The following is a 16,575-nucleotide window of genomic DNA, read 5'->3' as shown; positions in this document are numbered from 1 at the left end:
AGTGGTGCCTTTGACGGACAGCACGTAGAATGCATCGACGAAGCAATCGAGGAGAGCCGATGAGCGGCTTCAGAACGACGACTGTCGCGCAGGAAATCATTCGCCGCAATGGCGTTGTTCGAGCGGGATCGCGTTCGGTGCCTGAGGAAGTTCCGATCGCCTTCTCCTATGGCGGTTCCACCCATGCCGTGATGATGGGCACGCCGGCTGATCTGGAGGATTTTGCCATAGGTTTCAGCCTGACCGAAGGCATCATCACTTCCATGGCCGAGATCGAGGAGGTCACGGTTCTGGAAGAAGGGCAGGGGCTCGATGTGCAGGTTCGGCTTGCTGAAAACAAGGAGGATGCGCTGCGCGCCCGGCGGCGGCATATGGCCGGTCCGGTGGGCTGCGGATTGTGCGGTATAGAATCGATAGAGCAGGCGATGCGTGTTGTGCCCGATGTCAGCCATGTCCAGATGACGCTGACACCCGAGGATATCACGGCTGCGATGGCTGCCTTGAACGGTGCGCAGCCGTTGCATGCCGAGACACATGCGGTTCACGGTGCAGGATTTTTCATTCCCGGCGAGGGATTGATTGCCGTTCGCGAGGATGTCGGCCGGCATAATGCGCTCGACAAGCTGGCTGGTGCGGTGATGCGAGCCGGGCGCGAGGGTAGCCAAGGCATCGTTGCCGTCACCAGCCGTATCTCGGTCGAGATGGTGCAGAAGACTGCAATACTTGGAAGTTCGACGCTCGTGGCTATTTCTGCGCCGACCGCTCTCGCCATTCGCACGGCGGAGGAGGCAGGCATCACCCTCGTCGCGCTGACACGTAGCGAGGATTTCGAGATATTTGCCGGCGCGGAGCGTATTGCGATAGGATCTGCTGCCGACGTCGCCTGATGCCGGGATAAAATACCGCTATATTCCGGTTTTTTAATCGGAGGACCCTCCGTTTGCTTGCCAGGCAGGTCAACGTCGGTTATGAGTGTGCCCGTGCCTTTCGCGGAATGCGTCATCCTGCGGCAGGGGCACCACCTCATTCAAATCATATATCTCCCAGATGGAGCCGTTCATGCGATACAATCAATTGGGCAATACAGGGCTGTTCGTATCGGAACTATGCCTCGGCACGATGACCTTCGGCGAAGCCGACAGCGCGGCGCTGTGGGGCAAGATCGCCGGCGTCGATCAGGATACCGCAGATCGGATACTTGATCGCTCGGTAAAGGCAGGCGTCAATTTCGTCGATACGGCCGATGTCTATTCGTTCGGCAATTCGGAGCGCATTCTCGGACAAGCAATCCGCAATATCGGCGTGGCGCGCAAGGACATCGTGATCGCGACCAAGTTTCTCGGGCAGATGGGCGACAAGCCCAATGACCGGGGTGCATCGCGCGGGCATATCATGGATTCGGTCGAGCAAAGCCTGGAGCGGCTGCAGGTCGACCATATCGATCTCTACCAGATCCATGGCACCGACACCGTCACACCGATCGACGAGACGCTGAGGGCGCTGGACGATCTCGTCTCACGCGGGCTGGTTCGCTATATCGGCCTGTCCAACTGGGCGGCATGGCGGATCGCCAAGGCGATCGGCATTTCGGAGCGTCGCGGTTTTGCCCGGTTCGAGACGGTGCAATCCTATTATTCGATTGCCGGCCGTGATCTGGAACGTGAAATCGTGCCGCTGATGCAGGAAGAAAAGCTCGGCCTGATGGTGTGGTCGCCGCTGGCCGGTGGTCTGCTGTCGGGCAAATACGGCCCCGGCGCGCCGGGGAATGGCGAAGGCCGGCGTCAGGAATTCGACTTCCCGCCGGTCGACAATTATCGCGCCTGGGCGTGTGTCGCGGCAATGCGGGAGATTGCAGCCAAGCACGAGACAAGCGTCGCCGCCGTGGCGCTTGCCTATATCCTCGCCAAGCCTTTCGTGACCAGCGTCATCATCGGGGCAAAGCGGATCGAACAGCTAGATGAAAATCTGAAGGCTGTTTCCGTCAAGCTTGATGCTGAGGATTTGAAGAAGCTCGACGAAGTCAGCGCATTGATGCCGGAATATCCGGGCTGGATGCTGGAGCGGCAGGGTGCTGGTCGGCGTCCGACTCCGTTCGAAGCGAAGGATTGAGAAACAGAGGGAGGCCGGACCGGCCTCCCTTTATCCGTTTCAGTTTAGAAATCCTGCCAACCCGCTGCCTGTTTGAGATTGGCATGGGCCATGCGCAGCGAGGCTGTGTTGGCGTAGGCCGTTTGAGTGGTTGGCCGAGACATGGCTGCAGCCTCGGCGCCGATATCAAACTGCATCAGCAAGCCGCGCAGGCTTTCGGCCTCGCTTGCCAGAGAGTGGCTTGCCGCGGTCGTCTCTTCCACCATGGCGGCGTTCTGCTGGGTCGCCTGATCCATGTGGTTCACCGCCTGGCTGATCTCGCGCAGGCTCGACGCCTGTTCGCGGGAGGCCTCGACAATGGCGGAGACGTTTTCATGAATGCTGGCGACCTGGCCCAAAATATCCCGCAACGAGTTTCCCGTCCGGCCGACGAGTTCGACACCGCCCGAGACCTGATGGCTGGAGGTGTTGATCAGCGTCTTGATCTCCTTGGCGGCCTTGGCTGAGCGCTGTGCCAGTTCACGCACTTCCTGTGCGACGACCGCAAATCCCTTGCCGGCCTCGCCTGCACGGGCCGCTTCGACGCCCGCATTCAGCGCCAACAGGTTGGTCTGGAAGGCGATGTCGTCGATGACGCCGATGATGTTGGTGATCTCGTTCGACGATTTGGCGATCTCGTCCATGGCGGAGATCGCCTGCTGGACAACAAGACCGGATTGTTCGGCATTCTGGCGGGTACTTGTGACGAGCCGCCCGGCTTCCTCGGCGCGATTGCTGGAATCGCTGACCGTGCGGGTGATCTCTTCGAGTGCGGCTGCGGCCTCTTCCAGCGATGCCGCCTGCTGTTCGGTGCGCTTTGCCAGTTCCTGCGAGGCGTCCCGGATTTCGCTCGATGCGGAGGCTATGCCGGAGGCGTTTTGGGCGACCAGCTTCATGGCGTCGCGCAGTTTGGCGGCGACCGAGTTGAAGTCCTGACGGGTCGATTCCATGCTGGGGACGAAGCGGGTATCGATAGACTGATCGAGCTTGCCATCCGCCAGATCGCGAAGACCGCTGCCGAGCAGGCCGATGGCGCTCATGCGCGGTGTCACGTCGGTGGCGAATTTCACCACCTTTGAGACCTTGCCGTGCAGATCGACGATCGGATTATAGGCCGCCTGGATCCAGATTTCCTTGCCACCCTTGCCGTAACGGACGAATTCGTCGGCGATGAATTCTCCATTGGCGAGGCGCGGCCAGAATTCGGCATATTCCCTGGATGCGGCATAACCGGGTTCGCAGAACATCCGGTGGTGCTTGCCCTTGATCTCCGACAGATCATAACCCAGCCCGGCGCAGAAGTTTTCGTTGGCCTCGAGAATGGTGCCGTCCGGTGCGAACTCGATGACGGCCTGCGAACGGCTGATGGCGGAGAGCTTGCTTGCGTCCTCCACGGCTTTGATCTTCGCTGCCGTGATATCGGTCGCGATCTTGATGACCTTGTAAGGTTTGCCGCCGCGCGAAACAGGATTGTAGGAGGCCTGGATCCAGATCTCGCGTCCTGATTTGGTGATCCGCTTGTATTCCCTGGCGTCGAAGCTGCCGGCGGCAAGGTTGGCCCAGAAGACCTTGTATTCGGCCGATGCGGCGTAATCCGCATCGCAGAAGATGCGGTGATGCTTGCCCTTTATCTCCTGCAGCGAATAACCCAGCGCTTCGCAAAAGTTGGGATTGGCGTTGAGAATGTTTCCGCCAAGATCGAATTCGATGACTGCCTGCGATCGCGATATCGCGGCGAGAATGTCTAATGCACCTGCCGACTTGCCCAGTCCCAGCATGGAATGTCCCTCAGACGTAGCCTTTTGGCGGCTACTGCCACATAGTCAGCGGAAGCCGCGTATTCGTCCAAGACGCTGAACTTCCACTTATATTAGGACATTAAAAAATTAATGCGATCTTTATTAAAAATACAATTATTAGCCCGCAAACAATAAGAGCCGCATTTCTGCGGCTCTTGAACTTGCTTTATATCGGATGGACTGCGCTCAGGCAGCAATCTCTTCCATCTCGCTGCCCTTGAACATCTTGGAGAGGTTCAGGAAGCAGATCATGCCGTTCTCGTTGGCGATGATGCCTTCGGAGAAGGACTTGTCGAAGGATGCGGAGACTTCCGGAACCGGCTGAACCTGGCTCGACGGAATGGTCAGGATGTCGGAGACGCGGTCGACAAGCATGCCGATGACCATGTTATGGACTTCGGCAACGACGATGGCGCTGCGTTCATTGGCAACCGTGCTCTTCATGCCGAGCTTATAGGCCAGATCGATGATCGGGATGACCGAACCGCGCAGGTTCATGACGCCGATCACATCCTTCGGCGCATGCGGCAGAGGGGTGGACGGTGCCCAGCCGCGGATTTCGCGGATCGTCGTCGTCTTGACGCAGAATTCCTGATCGTGAAGACGGAAGGCGATGATCTCAAGCATTTCGCCGCTATACATTGTAGAATTGATCGTGGTTGCCATCAAAAATGCCCCAGCTTTCCGTTGCCTGCGCGACGATCACTGCGCCTGACAATTCAGGCGTAAATCTTCATCACGTCGCGGTCCGGCGCCGAAGCACGGCGAATCTCAGATCGCGCGATGCCGACTTTAACCGAGGATTATTGCTCAAACATAAATCATGGAACGCAAAAGCGCGGACTATCGGGCGCTGATGCGCCTCAATATTCCTTCTCGTAGAAGATACCGGCCTTGCCGCCTTCGGTACCCGCGCCAGCCTTGAGCTTCACACCGCGACCGACATCGAGATTGATGGTCGCCTGGGCGCCGCCTTCGCCGCCTTGTTCGACCTGGAGATAGGTGCGGTTGTTGATGTAGCGGCCGACCGAAACGGTGGTCTGGCCCGTCGCATCCGTATTGACGTCCAGATCGTCGACGCCGAGATTGCTGCGCAGCGTTTGCAACAGCGATGTCGAGCCGCCGCCGGCCAGCTGGCTGACCGCATCCGCCAGTTGGGCGATCTGCAGGGGCGAGAGCCGCGACATGGACTGGCCGAAGATCAGCTGCGCCAGAACTTCATCCTGCGGCAAGGCAGGGGATGACGTGAAAGCGATCGTCGGATCATCGGCCATTCCGGTTACGCCGACGGTGATGGTCGTCGTGCCCGAGGTCGTATCGGCCGCCATGTTGAGAACAGGAATAAGGCCGCCGCCGAAGGTGATATCGCCATTGGTGAAATCGAGGCGCTTGGTCAGAATGATGATACGGCCACGACGCATCTCAAAGCCGCCGGATACCTGCGGCGCGATCGCCGTTCCCGCGACAGTCAGGTCTCCGCCGAGTTCCGCATCGATGCCACGGCCACGCACGAAGATGCCGTTCGGTGCGCGGACCTTCAACTCGAGCTTGATGGGGTTGGAACTGCCCGATGCCTGTTTCGGCCGGATCTCTTCCATCTGCCGCAAAACATCGGCCGGCGCATTGCGGTGACGGATATCGATGGAGCGCAGCGATGTCGGCAGCTTGGCAGGAACCGTGATCGAGGCCTTGGTCAGCGTGATGTCGCCGCCGAGTGTGGGGCCTGACATGACCGGCCCCTTGAACGTGAGGGTTCCGTCTGCGGTCACGGCAAACAGCGTGCCGTCCGCATAACTTGCTTTGGCCAGTTTGATCGTCAGGTCTGCGGGGAAGCCGGATGCGGGCTCGATGCCGACCGTACCGTCTACCGAAACCGTGCCTCCGCCCGAGAGAGAGCCCGAGATGCCCGATAGTCGCGCCGTCTTGCCGTCCAGCGCGACGTTGGCGGTCAGGCCGGTGATTGCCAGGTTTCTGCGGACATCGATCAGCCGCGATCCTGATGTCGCAAGCGTGCCGGTAATTGCCGGTGATGCGGCGTTGCCGCCAACGGCGATATCGACATTGCCGGTGCCTTCCAGAACGAAGCCCTGCGCTGCGAGCTGGCCGGCGAGGATCGAGAATGGAACATTGCCGGAGAATTTGAGATTGAGTGGTCTGTCACCGGTAATCACGGCCGTACCGCCGCCCGACAAAGCAATGCCACCGCCACCTGAAAGCCGCGTATCAACCGTCACCCGGCCGTCTTGGAACGTTCCCTCGGCGGTGATGTCGACGGCTGCAACGCCGGCGCTCGTGGTCTGGCTGACGGCTGCGTTGTCCCAGCGAAGACTATAGCGAACCGCGGGCGCCTGAGGCGTACCCGTGGCGGTCACAGTGCCGGAAATCATCCCCTGGGCGCCGAGGTTCGGAACGAAGGCGTTGGCGATGTTTGCGGGAATGGCCTTGGCGCGGGCATTGATGTTCAGTGCCGGACCGCCGTTTTCGTTGAGAAGCACCTTGCCATCGGCCGTGACCTCCATGCCGCCGCTGCCGGAGACACGGGTTTCCTCTAGTGTAACTGCGCCATTTGCAAATGTGCCTGATGCAGAGAGGCGAAACGGCCCGATGCCAGCGTCGCGCATCTGGCGAAGCTGGGCATCACTCCATTCTAGATCATATTTTATCGCGGGAGCCGAGCTGGTGCCCGTCGCATTGATCGTACCCGAAATATTGCCTGCCGCGTGGATCGTCGGCAGGAAAGTGTTGAGGAGGCTCGCCGGCAGGGCGTTGATCTTCGCCGCGACATCCAGCGTCGAGCCCGCGGTACCCGTCACCGAAACGCTGCCGGTGCCGGTCGCAAGTGTCAGGTTCGACAGGCGTGCGCCGCCATTTTCGATGACGATCCGGCTTGGGCTTTCCAGCCGCACCGGGATTTTGCGCGGGGTCGCCTCGAAACTCTGCAGGCCTATCGCAAGGCCGCCTGCTGTTTCGATCGTCGCCTTCGTCGTCAAGGGTGCCGCATCGTAGTTGGCGGAGAGGTCGATCGTTGTGGTCGTGCCCGAATGGTCCAGTCCGACATTCAGACCTTCAAGAAAGATGCTGTCGGTTCCGAGGCGCGCGGCACGGATCGAGCCTTGTGCGGCAATCGTCTTGATGTCCGGAATGGTCAGGTCGATTGCCGGCTGCAGCAGGCCGGCATTTCCGCGCCGAAGCGCCGAACCGTTCGCCTTGATGATCGCGGCGGTGGTCTGGCCTTCGCGGTTGAAGGTGACGGAGCCTTTCAGATCGCCCTGGGCCTGCTGGGCGGCAAGCGCCGCGAGCAGGGAAACATCGGGGAAATCGAACTGAAGCTGGCCGGACGGCATGAACTCGGGCGAGAAGGTCAGGGCACCCGTCAGTTTGTTCGGGCCGATTTCGGCGTTGATCGCTGGCGCCTGTGTCTCGCCATTGGCAGACGCGAGGTCGCTGTTGATGCGGATCGGCTTGCTGTCGATCGAGCCGTTGACCGATAGATGCCCTTGCGGCGCATCTGGATTAGCCGTGCCTTCAAGCACGAGGCTCAGGTCTTCCAGCCTACGGCCTGCAAGGCGGGCTTCGGCGGAATTGATGACGGCTCTCACATTGGCGCCGGTTAGCGGACCTTTTGCGGAAATGTCGAAGCCTGCGGCACCCTCTGCGTCGCCGAGCCAGCGTTTGATGTCGGGCAAGCGACCGGCAAGCCGGCCGGATACGTTGCCGTTTTCCATCAACACATTGCCATGGGCTTCCAGGGCATTCGACTTGACGACGAGGTTTTCCAGGCTCATGCGCCCGTTCTGGACGAAATCTACGTAGCCTTCGGCCGCGATCGCGCCCTCGAAGCGTGAGCTGAGCGATGGGGGCAGAATGCTCGGATTGGCCGACATGCGGAAATTGCCGGTGACGGCCTGTTTCGAGGTGTCGTAGGCTCCGCTGACCGTACCGTTGAAACCGGCACTTTCGAACGTGGCGGCGTCGAGCCCGATTGCGGGCGGCGCCAGGCGCAGCGGTGCATCGAGCGTGACGGGACCCCGGACCACGCGCGCCAGATCTGCATTGGCGAAATTCAGTTCACCCACCGTGAAGCGGCTGCGAATGCTGCCTGCCCGTGCGATGAGATCGAGGTCTTCGCTTTCCGCCTGAAGCCTGATCTGGCGGAAGCGCCCTTGCGGAAGCTCGGCATAGGGAAGCGATGCGGTCGCATTGAAACGGGCTGCAGCGGCAGCGCCGGTCAGGGTGAAGTTCAGCGTTTCGAGTGAGAAGCGGCTCGGCTGGCCGTTGATCGGCCACGCGACTTCGACCGGACCCTTGGTGCCGGCAAGGCTTGCCGTCAGGCTGTTGTCGCCCTTCGGATCCCAAGCGCCCTTGGCGGAAATACGCACTGCACCCGAGGTCAGCTGACCGCGCTGGAAATCGACGCGGCCCGATTTCGAGTAGGTTGCGGCGATATCGATGTCGGTCGTGCCGTCAAACAGGTCACGCAATGCCGGCGGCATCAGCGTGGCCAACTGGCCGCCGCCCTTGACCTCGACGCGATGCCCGCCGTTATCCACCAGCACATGCCGTCCATCGACGGAAATGACCGGCTGGCCATCGACATTTCCGCTCAGCTTGCCGGCCCAATTGGACAGAGGGCCTTCGCCATCGAGGCCGAGTTCTACGGCCGGCGCGCCGGGCAGTCTCAGCAGGCGTGCGAGAAGCCCGCCTTCCGGCTCGGAAACAGATGCCTTCAACGTCAGGCGGTTTTCGGACGGGGCATAGACGATGTCCGCCAGCGCCCTGGCATCCGGCTCGTCCTTGCGGGTTGCCTGAAGGTCGAGCGAGATATTCGGCCCCGTGGCGTCGATCGAGCCCTTCAGCGATAGAGCGAAATCGCGGCCGGACAATGCCTGAGCAAGGTTGATGTCCGGCAGGTCGAGTTGTGCGACCCGGATGCCGACCGGCAGGGTGGTGCCTGTAGAAGAGGTTGTGGTCGTAGCGGGTTTTGCGGCTGTCGGTTCCGGCGGGCGATATACGTCGATCGCGCCTGCGGTAATCCGGTCGGCACGGAATTCGCCGGTGATCAAAGCGGTCGGGGACCAGTCGATCTCGATGCCGTTGATCTGGGCGTAAGGTCCCTTGCTGTCGGACAGCGTCAGAGCGCCGATCCTGAGATCGCCCGTCAGCAGGCCTTCCGGCCGCGAGAAGGTGATCGAGCGATCGGGCGTCGACACGAGCGATGATATGCGGCTGGCAGCGATATCGCCGCCCACGGGCGTAAAGGCGACGAAGAGAACAACGCCGAGCGCCATGACGAAAAGGACGCCGATTGCCGCGATCGCGGCTCTCAATGTCCATTTCAGAAGGCGGACGATGAATGTCATAGTTGTGTTGCTGCCTCTTTAGAACGCCTGGCCGATGCCAGCATAAATACCGAACGAATTTCCACCGTCATAGCGCTTGAGCGGAACTGCGAAATCAAAGCGGATGGGGCCAAAGGGTGTTGCATAACGCAATCCCAGTCCTGCACCCGCACGGATATCAGAGAAATCAGGCACGATTTCGGTTGTCACCGTTCCGACGTCGAGGAACGGAACGATGCCGATATTCTCTGACACTTTTACGCGCGTTTCGAAAGACGCCAATATGTAGGAGCGGCCACCTAACGCATCACCATCGCTATTATAGGGCGATATCTCGCGATAGCTGTAACCACGAACCGAGCCGCCGCCGCCCTGATAGAAGCGGCGCGTCACCGGTATATCCTGAAGGTCGCCGGTTCCGACGACGGAGCCGGCGGCCAGTCGGGCAGCAAGAACTACCTTGTCTTCTGCTCCAATGCCATAATAACCGGAAATCGAACCCTCGAATGACGAGAAGATATTGCCTTTCAGTGCTTCATAACTCGGCTTTGCAGAGACGGTTCCGTAATAGCCTTCGGTAGGGTCAAGCTTGTTGTCCCTTGTGTCGCGTTCGAAGGATACCGGCAGGCTGAAGGTCAGGTAGTCATTGCGGCCAAAAGCGTCGTCGGCGCGGATATAGGAGATTTCACCGCCGCCGGTGATCTTGTCCGTTGGATTGAGTTCATAAGCGATGCCGGCCGAATAGGTGATCGACTGGGCCTCGTAGATATCGTCCGGATTTTCGCTTTTGGCTTCGAGCTTGGAGATGAAGGTCGCTTCCGGCACGTAGATGCCGGGCTTGGTGAAGGTGATGCCGGCAGTGTAATCGAAGGTCGTCACGTCCGTCGTCGCGCCGATGCCGGAAACAGCGCCTTCGAACCGCAGCGATTCCGCCTGGCCGAACAGGTTGCGATGTCCCCAATACCCTTGGACACCTGCACCATCGGTCGATGCATATTCCAGGCCGAAGCCGAAATAGCGGAACTTGCCCTCGGAGACCTCGATCGCAAGCGGCAAGGAACCATCCGGGGCAAGGCTGTCGGCCTCGTGGATCGTGATGCTCGAGAAGACGCCGAGCTGGCGCAGGCGCTCTGAGGCTTTTTTCAGCTGTTCGGGCGAGTAGCGTTCGCGCCGGTCGAGGCGGGAATAACGTTGGATGAAGTCCGGGTTCACGGCGCGGGCGCCCTTGACCGTGACGGTGCCGAATGGCGCAACCGGTCCGCCGACGGCGCCAAGCACCACGTTGACCGTCTTGCTGGCATGGTCCGCCGTGATCTGCCGTTGAAGAGGGTGCGCCAGCGGGCGTCCTTCTTCCTTCAGATCGAGAACGATCTTCTCGCCGGCTTTCAAAATGATCAGCGAGCCGGCCGCACCGCCCGGTTCAAGATCGTAATCCGCGGGATTCCTGCCGGCCGCGTCTCCCTCGAAACGCACCGTACCGAGCTTGAATTCGGGGCCGGGCGTTACATTCACCGTAACTGGAACTGGCTTGGAATGGTCGAAGGTAGGGTTCGGGGGAAGCTGATCAATGTCGGTTCCGGCGATCGATATCTTGACGATGCCGCCATACCGGGCTTCCTCGTAAAGAACGGCGACGAGACGATCACGGTCCTCACGCGCCTTGACGGTAATGCCAAGATCACCGGAGACCGGTTGTTTGTCGTCATTCACGAGAGCGGCTGCGGATTTCAACCGGTCGGCAAGGTCGCTGTCGGCATCGCCCGTCTCGAGCGTTGCTTCGTAACGAACGGGGTCTATGACCTCGACTGTTTCCTCGTCGCCGCCGAACAGGGTGATGCCGAAAATCTTGAACGCATGGGCTTCGGATGCAAATACGGGCGAAAGAGCCAAGCTACCAGCCAGCAAGCAGGCCAAGCTTTGCCGCCGGCTGCTCCAGTCGCTCATCCTCCCAGCTTTTATCTTTTCCATACGCAGACTTAGTTATCGCAGCTGTCGGTCAAGACCCTCATGGTCGCTCGAAACCTCTGTACCCGCAAAATCCTAAAAGGGGTACCCTTGATCTCGGCTGCATGATCATTTGATGAAATAAAAGACCCCGAAGCTGACTTCGGGGCCACATATTTGAAATATCTGACTTTATGTCATCAAGGCGCGATCAGTACCGGCGTGGGCAATCGTCAACATAACGGCGGCCGTAGCGGTCGCGATAGTAGCACTGGCCCGGCTGCTCGGAGACGTTGCCGATGAGGGCGCCGGCTACACCGCCAATTGCGCCGCCGACCGCTGCTCCGCGGACATTGCCGGTCGCGACGCCGCCGATGATGGCGCCGGATGCCGCGCCGATGCCTGCACCCTGTTCCGTCGCTGTGCAGCTTGCAAGCGATGCGCCGAGCACCAATAATAACAGAGCCTTCTTCATGGCTTTCTCCCGTTTGATTTCGTCGCTTCTATCTTTGATGGTGCGACATTTCCGTTGGAACAATAGTTCTCGCTTGCAAAGAGTCCATATGAGTATTGCGTTTTGTTGGATGAGCAGCTGATATCGTTAGTAAATTGCGGCCTGCAGGATTCATGAAAATAAACGCTTCAATCAGAAGTTGATCTACTGATCTCGTTTTCGGTTGGTCAGCAGTTTTTCGGTAGGCGCTTGACATGGGTCAATCTTCACATTTTCACTACCGCTAAGATTTGGATTGGAATAAATCTAAAATGGGCCTATTGCCGCAGGCAGGCGCATGCGGCCTCTTTCGGGTTGACGACGAAGCTGGCAAAAATCAAAAAAAGGCCTGACGCAGGTTTTGGAGCGTAAGCATGGATTTCGAGGCATTTTTCAAAAACGAGCTGGACGGACTACATCAGGAAGGCCGTTACCGCGTATTTGCCGATCTCGAACGACACCGCGGAAGTTTTCCGCGCGCGACGCACCATACCGCAGACGGCACGAAGGACGTCACTGTCTGGTGTTCCAATGACTATCTCGGCATGGGCCAGCATCCGGCGGTAATCTCCGCAATGCACGAAGCCATAGATCACTGTGGCGCGGGTGCGGGAGGCACCCGGAATATTTCTGGCACAACTCACTACCACGTTCTTCTGGAACGCGAACTCGCAGACCTGCACGGCAAGGAAGCGGGCCTGATCTTCAATTCCGGTTACATGTCGAACTGGGCGACGCTCGGTACGCTCGGCCAGAAGATTCCCGGCCTGATCATCTTCTCCGACGCTTTGAACCACGCTTCGATGATCGAAGGTATCCGTCACGGCAAGTGCGAGCGGGTGATCTGGAAACACAACGATCTCGAAGATCTGGAAGCCAAGCTTGCGGCAGCCGATCCGAAGGCGCCGAAGCTGATCGCGTTCGAGAGCGTCTATTCGATGGACGGCGATATTTCGCCGATCAAGGAGATCTGCGATCTCGCCGACAAATACGGTGCGATGACCTATCTGGACGAAGTCCATGCGGTCGGCATGTACGGTCCGCGCGGCGGCGGCATTGCCGAGCGCGAAGGTCTGATGGATCGCATCACCATCATCGAAGGGACGCTCGGCAAGGCATTCGGCGTCATGGGCGGTTATATTACCGCATCCACGGCGCTGTGCGATTTCATCCGCTCGTTTGCGTCCGGCTTCATCTTCACCACGGCCCTGCCGCCGACGCTTGCAGCGGGCGCGATTGCCTCGATCCGGCATCTGAAAGTAAGCCAGATGGAGCGGGCACGACATCAGGAACGGGTGCGCAAACTGCGCGGCATGCTCGACAAGCATGGCATTCCGCATATGCCGAACCCAAGCCATATCGTACCGGTCATGGTCGGCGATGCTGCCAAGTGCAAGTGGATTTCGGATATCCTGCTCGATACCTGCAATATCTATGTGCAGCCGATTAATTATCCGACGGTTCCGCGCAAGACCGAGCGCCTGCGCATCACCCCAACGCCGCTGCATAGCGATGCAGACCTCGAACATCTGGTCAATTCGCTGCACCAGATGTGGTCGCGCTGCGCGCTAGCACGGCATGTGGCCTGAGGTCATAGAATAGAAAATGAGAGAAAAATGGCCGCTTATGCGGCCATTTCCTTTTGAGCTATTGCTTCCGCAGCACGGCGGCGGGCTTCCGTGTCGGCGGCAAAGACGTCGTCCATCGTGATTGCCGTGCCGTAACCGACCATCTCATCCATCACCTGTTCGGCGATATCCGCCATCTGCAGGAAGCCGATGCGCTTGTCGCAGAAAGCATGGAAGGCTATTTCCTCCGCGGCGTTCATCACCGCGCCCTGCACTCCGCCACGGTCCATTGCTGTGTGGGCAAGCCTCAGTGCAGGAAAACGCACCTCATCGGGGGCTTCGAAATCCAGTCGTGCCAGCTTGGCAAAGTCCAGTCGCTCGACATCGAGCTTCGGCCGATCCGGATAGGTCAGCGCATAACCGATGGCTGTGCGCATATCGGGGCAACCGAGCTGGGCGAGCACCGAGCCGTCGGTGTAACCGACCATGGAGTGAATGACCGACTGCGGATGGACGATCACCTCGATCTGGTCCGGCCGGACACCGAAGAGGTGTTTTGCCTCGATCATCTCGAGCGCCTTGTTGAACATCGAGGCGCTGCCGATCGAGATTTTCAGCCCCATCGACCAGTTCGGATGGGCGCGAGCGACATCGGCGGTGACGCCCGCCATCTGCTCGCGGCTGAAGGTGCGGAACGGTCCGCCGGATGCGGTCAGGACGATGCGCTCGACCGCATGACGCTGGTCATCCTCCAGCGACTGGAAGATGGCGCTATGCTCGCTGTCGACCGGAATGAGCTTGCCGCCGCCATCCGAGACGGCATTGACGAAGAGTTCGCCTGCCGAAACGAGGCATTCCTTGTTGGCAAGCGCGATGTCGGCACCCCGCTCTGCCGCCGCGACTGTCGGCGCAAGACCTGCGGTGCCGACGATCGCCGCCATAACCCAATCGGAAGGACGCTGACCGGCTTCGACCAGCGCCGCCCGCCCGGCTGCAACCTCGATGCCGGTGCCGGAAAGTGCATCCTTCAACGCTGCGTATTGCTTTTCGTCGGCGGTAACGGCGAGGCGTGCACCGAATGCCCTGGCCTGCTCGGCCAGCAGCGCAACATTGCTGTTGCCGGTGATCGCGACAATATCGAAGGCGTCCCGTCCGCCCAGCTGGGCGACCACATCCAGCGTGTTGACACCGATCGAGCCGGTCGACCCGAGAATGCTGATGCGGCTTCTATCCATATCTGCCATGCCGTTTCCATATTCACAGTTGCGGTTGGTCTACAAGTGAACGATGGCTGCCACAAGAGCACTCAGGACGTGGCAGATGTGATCGGATATGGCTTGATCCGGCGGCGTATCAGAGCGAAATGAAGCGATGAGCGAAATCGTGAAGATCAAGACGACGTGTATCATCGCCGGTGCCGGTCCTGCCGGGTTGATGCTGGGCTTCCTTCTGGCGCGAGCCGGTGTGGATGTCAGCGTCATTGAAAAACATGCGGATTTCCTGCGGGATTTTCGCGGCGACACCATCCACCCGTCGACGCTTGAGGTGATGGATCAGCTTGGCCTGATCGACGACTTTCTGGCGCTGCCGCATACGCGGGCGGAAAAGCTCTCGGCCGAAATGGGAGGGCGGACGATCACGATCGCAGATTTTTCCCGCCTGCCGGTGAAAAACCGTTTCATCGCCTTCATGCCGCAATGGGATTTTCTGAATTTCCTGGCGAGATCAGCGCAATCCTTCCCCAATTTCCGGCTTATCCTGCAAAGCGAGGTCACTCGCCTTCTTGAAGAAAGCGGCAGGATTTCGGGCCTTGTCGCCCGCACGCCCGACGGTGAAATCGTGATCGAGGCCGATCTCGTCGTCGGCGCCGACGGCCGCAATTCCATCGTTCGCGACAAAGCCGGGTTAATCGTCGAAAGTTTTGGTGTGCCGAGCGAGGTCGTCTGGATGAAGCTATCGAAGCAGTCGAGCGACCCGAACGAGGTGATGGGGCATGCCGGCCCGAGGCAGGGCCTCGTACTGATCGATCGCGGCGACTATTGGCAATGCGGTTACGTCATCCGCCGGACGACGTTTGCCGAAATCCGCAATCAGGGTATCGAGGCCTTTCGAAAGATGGTGGCGGATGTTTCGCCGCTGCCGCCTGAGCGCATGGATGAAATTGCGTCCTTTGACGATACGAGCCTTCTGACCGTGCGGATCGATCGTTTGAAGCAATGGTGGCGGCCGGGGCTGATCTGCATCGGCGATGCGGCGCATGCCATGTCGCCGATCGGCGGAGTTGGCGTAAATCTCGCCATTCAGGATGCCGTCGCGGCGGCGAATATCCTCTCCCTTCCCCTTCGCGAAGAGACGCTTTCCGATGCGGATCTTGCGGCGGTCGAGAAACGCCGCAGTTTCCCCACACGTGCCACGCAGAAACTGCAGTTGATGATGCGAAGCGGCCGTCGGACTGATCAGGCGGACGAAAGCAAGCGCAAAGGCCCACCCGGCTTCATCCGCGGGATCGCCCGCTGGCCTATTCTTGCGCATCTTTCCGGCCGGTTGATTGGTCTCGGGTTCAGGATGGAGCGGATCAACGAGCCGCTTTCCAAGCATTAGAGTGTGCGTCGTCGTGATCCAATGCCGCAACCTTTGCGATCCGGATCCGTTGATCGGGATGATGAAGCCGAGGGTTGGTCGTGTCTCTTGTCCGTCGCGTACTGGTATTTCTGATTGTCGTATCCAGCGGTGCACTGTTTTCACAGGTGCCTGAATTCGCGCAGCAATATCGTCAGCGCCTCGGCGGAGCCATCGACGAACTGACCATCATCATCCAGAATTTCGACGAACAGGCCAATCATTCTGGTCTCGACCGGCAGGCCGCACTGAATGTCTATGCCACCTCGCAGGAAGACTTTCTGCGGCGCCAGGGTGATGCGATGCGGCGCAGCTTCGCGCGCTATCAGTCGCTTTCGGACCAGCTTGCGGATTTGTCCGCCGCCTCGCCGATATTGCGGCCTCTCATCGTCATGCAACGGCCAGATCGCAGGATAATCACCAATGCCTGGAGGGAATTCGTGCCGGCATTGCCGCTCACTGTCGCGGGTGCGGTATGGGCCGGAGCTGGCGTGCTGGCCGGCGCTATCGTCGCGGTAATTATTGGCGCTTCGATCGGCATGGCGGGAAGGCTGCGGCGCAGGTCCTGGGCGAGATCGTCGCCGCGCAGGAGCGGCAGGGTGTTGCAGTAAGCCGCGTCGCACTGCTTAAGGTAATCCACCCTAAGGTTGATTAGCATCAAGGCAACATCCACAGGGTGCGGCAAT

11 protein-coding genes are annotated in these 16,575 nt (G+C 59.7%); 5 read left to right on the top strand and 6 right to left on the bottom strand.

The features are described 5' to 3' along the window. Positions 1–59: 59 nt before the first annotated feature. Together fdhD and FHP24_RS23595 are read left to right on the top strand one after the other, a co-directional pair. Complete coding sequence (fdhD, locus tag FHP24_RS23600; RefSeq protein ID WP_139678702.1) at positions 60–887, top strand: formate dehydrogenase accessory sulfurtransferase FdhD; 828 nt, start codon at positions 60–62, stop codon at positions 885–887. Positions 888–1,059: 172 nt separating this feature from the next. Continuing rightward, the gene (locus tag FHP24_RS23595; RefSeq protein ID WP_139678701.1) at positions 1,060–2,109 is read left to right on the top strand and encodes an aldo/keto reductase; all 1,050 of its coding nucleotides are present in this window, start codon (positions 1,060–1,062) and stop codon (positions 2,107–2,109) included. Between the two features lie 44 nt (positions 2,110–2,153). Here the strand turns inward: FHP24_RS23595 and FHP24_RS23590 are convergent, their stop codons facing one another. The 5 genes from FHP24_RS23590 to FHP24_RS23570 form a co-directional block, all read right to left on the bottom strand. Then, positions 2,154–3,905, bottom strand: coding sequence for a methyl-accepting chemotaxis protein (locus FHP24_RS23590; RefSeq protein WP_139678700.1), 1,752 nt, complete (start codon positions 3,903–3,905; stop codon positions 2,154–2,156). Between the two features lie 207 nt (positions 3,906–4,112). Then, positions 4,113–4,592, bottom strand: a complete 480-nt coding sequence (locus FHP24_RS23585) for a chemotaxis protein CheW (RefSeq protein WP_139678699.1) — start codon at positions 4,590–4,592, stop codon at positions 4,113–4,115. Between the two features lie 197 nt (positions 4,593–4,789). Then, positions 4,790–9,286, bottom strand: a complete 4,497-nt coding sequence (locus FHP24_RS23580) for a translocation/assembly module TamB domain-containing protein (protein WP_139678698.1) — start codon at positions 9,284–9,286, stop codon at positions 4,790–4,792. 18 nt (positions 9,287–9,304) lie between these two features. Further along, positions 9,305–11,233 (bottom strand): autotransporter assembly complex protein TamA, encoded by a 1,929-nt coding sequence (locus FHP24_RS23575; RefSeq protein WP_180356108.1) that lies wholly within the window; start codon positions 11,231–11,233, stop codon positions 9,305–9,307. Positions 11,234–11,420: 187 nt separating this feature from the next. Continuing rightward, positions 11,421–11,684, bottom strand: coding sequence for a glycine zipper domain-containing protein (locus tag FHP24_RS23570; protein WP_139678696.1), 264 nt, complete (start codon positions 11,682–11,684; stop codon positions 11,421–11,423). Between the two features lie 392 nt (positions 11,685–12,076). Here FHP24_RS23570 and hemA point away from each other — a divergent pair, with 392 nt between their 5' ends. After that, on the top strand, positions 12,077–13,291 hold the full coding sequence (gene hemA, locus FHP24_RS23565; protein ID WP_139678695.1) for a 5-aminolevulinate synthase: 1,215 nt from the start codon (positions 12,077–12,079) through the stop codon (positions 13,289–13,291). A gap of 35 nt (positions 13,292–13,326) precedes the next feature. Here the strand turns inward: hemA and dxr are convergent, their stop codons facing one another. After that, positions 13,327–14,514 (bottom strand): 1-deoxy-D-xylulose-5-phosphate reductoisomerase, encoded by a 1,188-nt coding sequence (gene dxr, locus FHP24_RS23560; RefSeq protein ID WP_139678694.1) that lies wholly within the window; start codon positions 14,512–14,514, stop codon positions 13,327–13,329. Between the two features lie 127 nt (positions 14,515–14,641). Here dxr and FHP24_RS23555 point away from each other — a divergent pair, with 127 nt between their 5' ends. Both FHP24_RS23555 and FHP24_RS23550 read left to right on the top strand, forming a co-directional pair. Next, a complete protein-coding gene (locus FHP24_RS23555) occupies positions 14,642–15,871 on the top strand; it encodes an FAD-dependent oxidoreductase (RefSeq protein ID WP_139678693.1) in 1,230 nt (409 codons plus the stop codon). A gap of 80 nt (positions 15,872–15,951) precedes the next feature. Beyond that, positions 15,952–16,500 carry a DUF2937 family protein gene (locus FHP24_RS23550; RefSeq protein WP_139678692.1) on the top strand — a complete coding sequence of 183 codons (549 nt, stop codon included), beginning with the start codon at positions 15,952–15,954 and terminating at the stop codon, positions 16,498–16,500. Positions 16,501–16,575 lie beyond the last annotated feature (75 nt).

Source organism: Aliirhizobium smilacinae, from assembly GCF_006335145.1.
Taxonomy (GTDB): Bacteria; Pseudomonadota; Alphaproteobacteria; order Rhizobiales; family Rhizobiaceae; genus Neorhizobium; species Neorhizobium smilacinae.
This window is presented reverse-complemented; position numbering and strand designations above follow the sequence as displayed.

What these genes read in the sequence shown, in the direction of transcription:
- fdhD (WP_139678702.1), top strand. Translation starts at nt 60, where the DNA reads ATGAGCGGCTTCAGAACGACGACTGTCGCGCAGGAAATCATTCGCCGC.
- FHP24_RS23595 (WP_139678701.1), top strand. Translation starts at nt 1,060, where the DNA reads ATGCGATACAATCAATTGGGCAATACAGGGCTGTTCGTATCGGAACTA.
- FHP24_RS23590 (WP_139678700.1), bottom strand. Translation starts at nt 3,905, where the DNA reads ATGCTGGGACTGGGCAAGTCGGCAGGTGCATTAGACATTCTCGCCGCG.
- FHP24_RS23585 (WP_139678699.1), bottom strand. Translation starts at nt 4,592, where the DNA reads ATGGCAACCACGATCAATTCTACAATGTATAGCGGCGAAATGCTTGAG.
- FHP24_RS23580 (WP_139678698.1), bottom strand. Translation starts at nt 9,286, where the DNA reads ATGACATTCATCGTCCGCCTTCTGAAATGGACATTGAGAGCCGCGATC.
- FHP24_RS23575 (WP_180356108.1), bottom strand. Translation starts at nt 11,233, where the DNA reads ATGGAAAAGATAAAAGCTGGGAGGATGAGCGACTGGAGCAGCCGGCGG.
- FHP24_RS23570 (WP_139678696.1), bottom strand. Translation starts at nt 11,684, where the DNA reads ATGAAGAAGGCTCTGTTATTATTGGTGCTCGGCGCATCGCTTGCAAGC.
- hemA (WP_139678695.1), top strand. Translation starts at nt 12,077, where the DNA reads ATGGATTTCGAGGCATTTTTCAAAAACGAGCTGGACGGACTACATCAG.
- dxr (WP_139678694.1), bottom strand. Translation starts at nt 14,514, where the DNA reads ATGGCAGATATGGATAGAAGCCGCATCAGCATTCTCGGGTCGACCGGC.
- FHP24_RS23555 (WP_139678693.1), top strand. Translation starts at nt 14,642, where the DNA reads ATGAGCGAAATCGTGAAGATCAAGACGACGTGTATCATCGCCGGTGCC.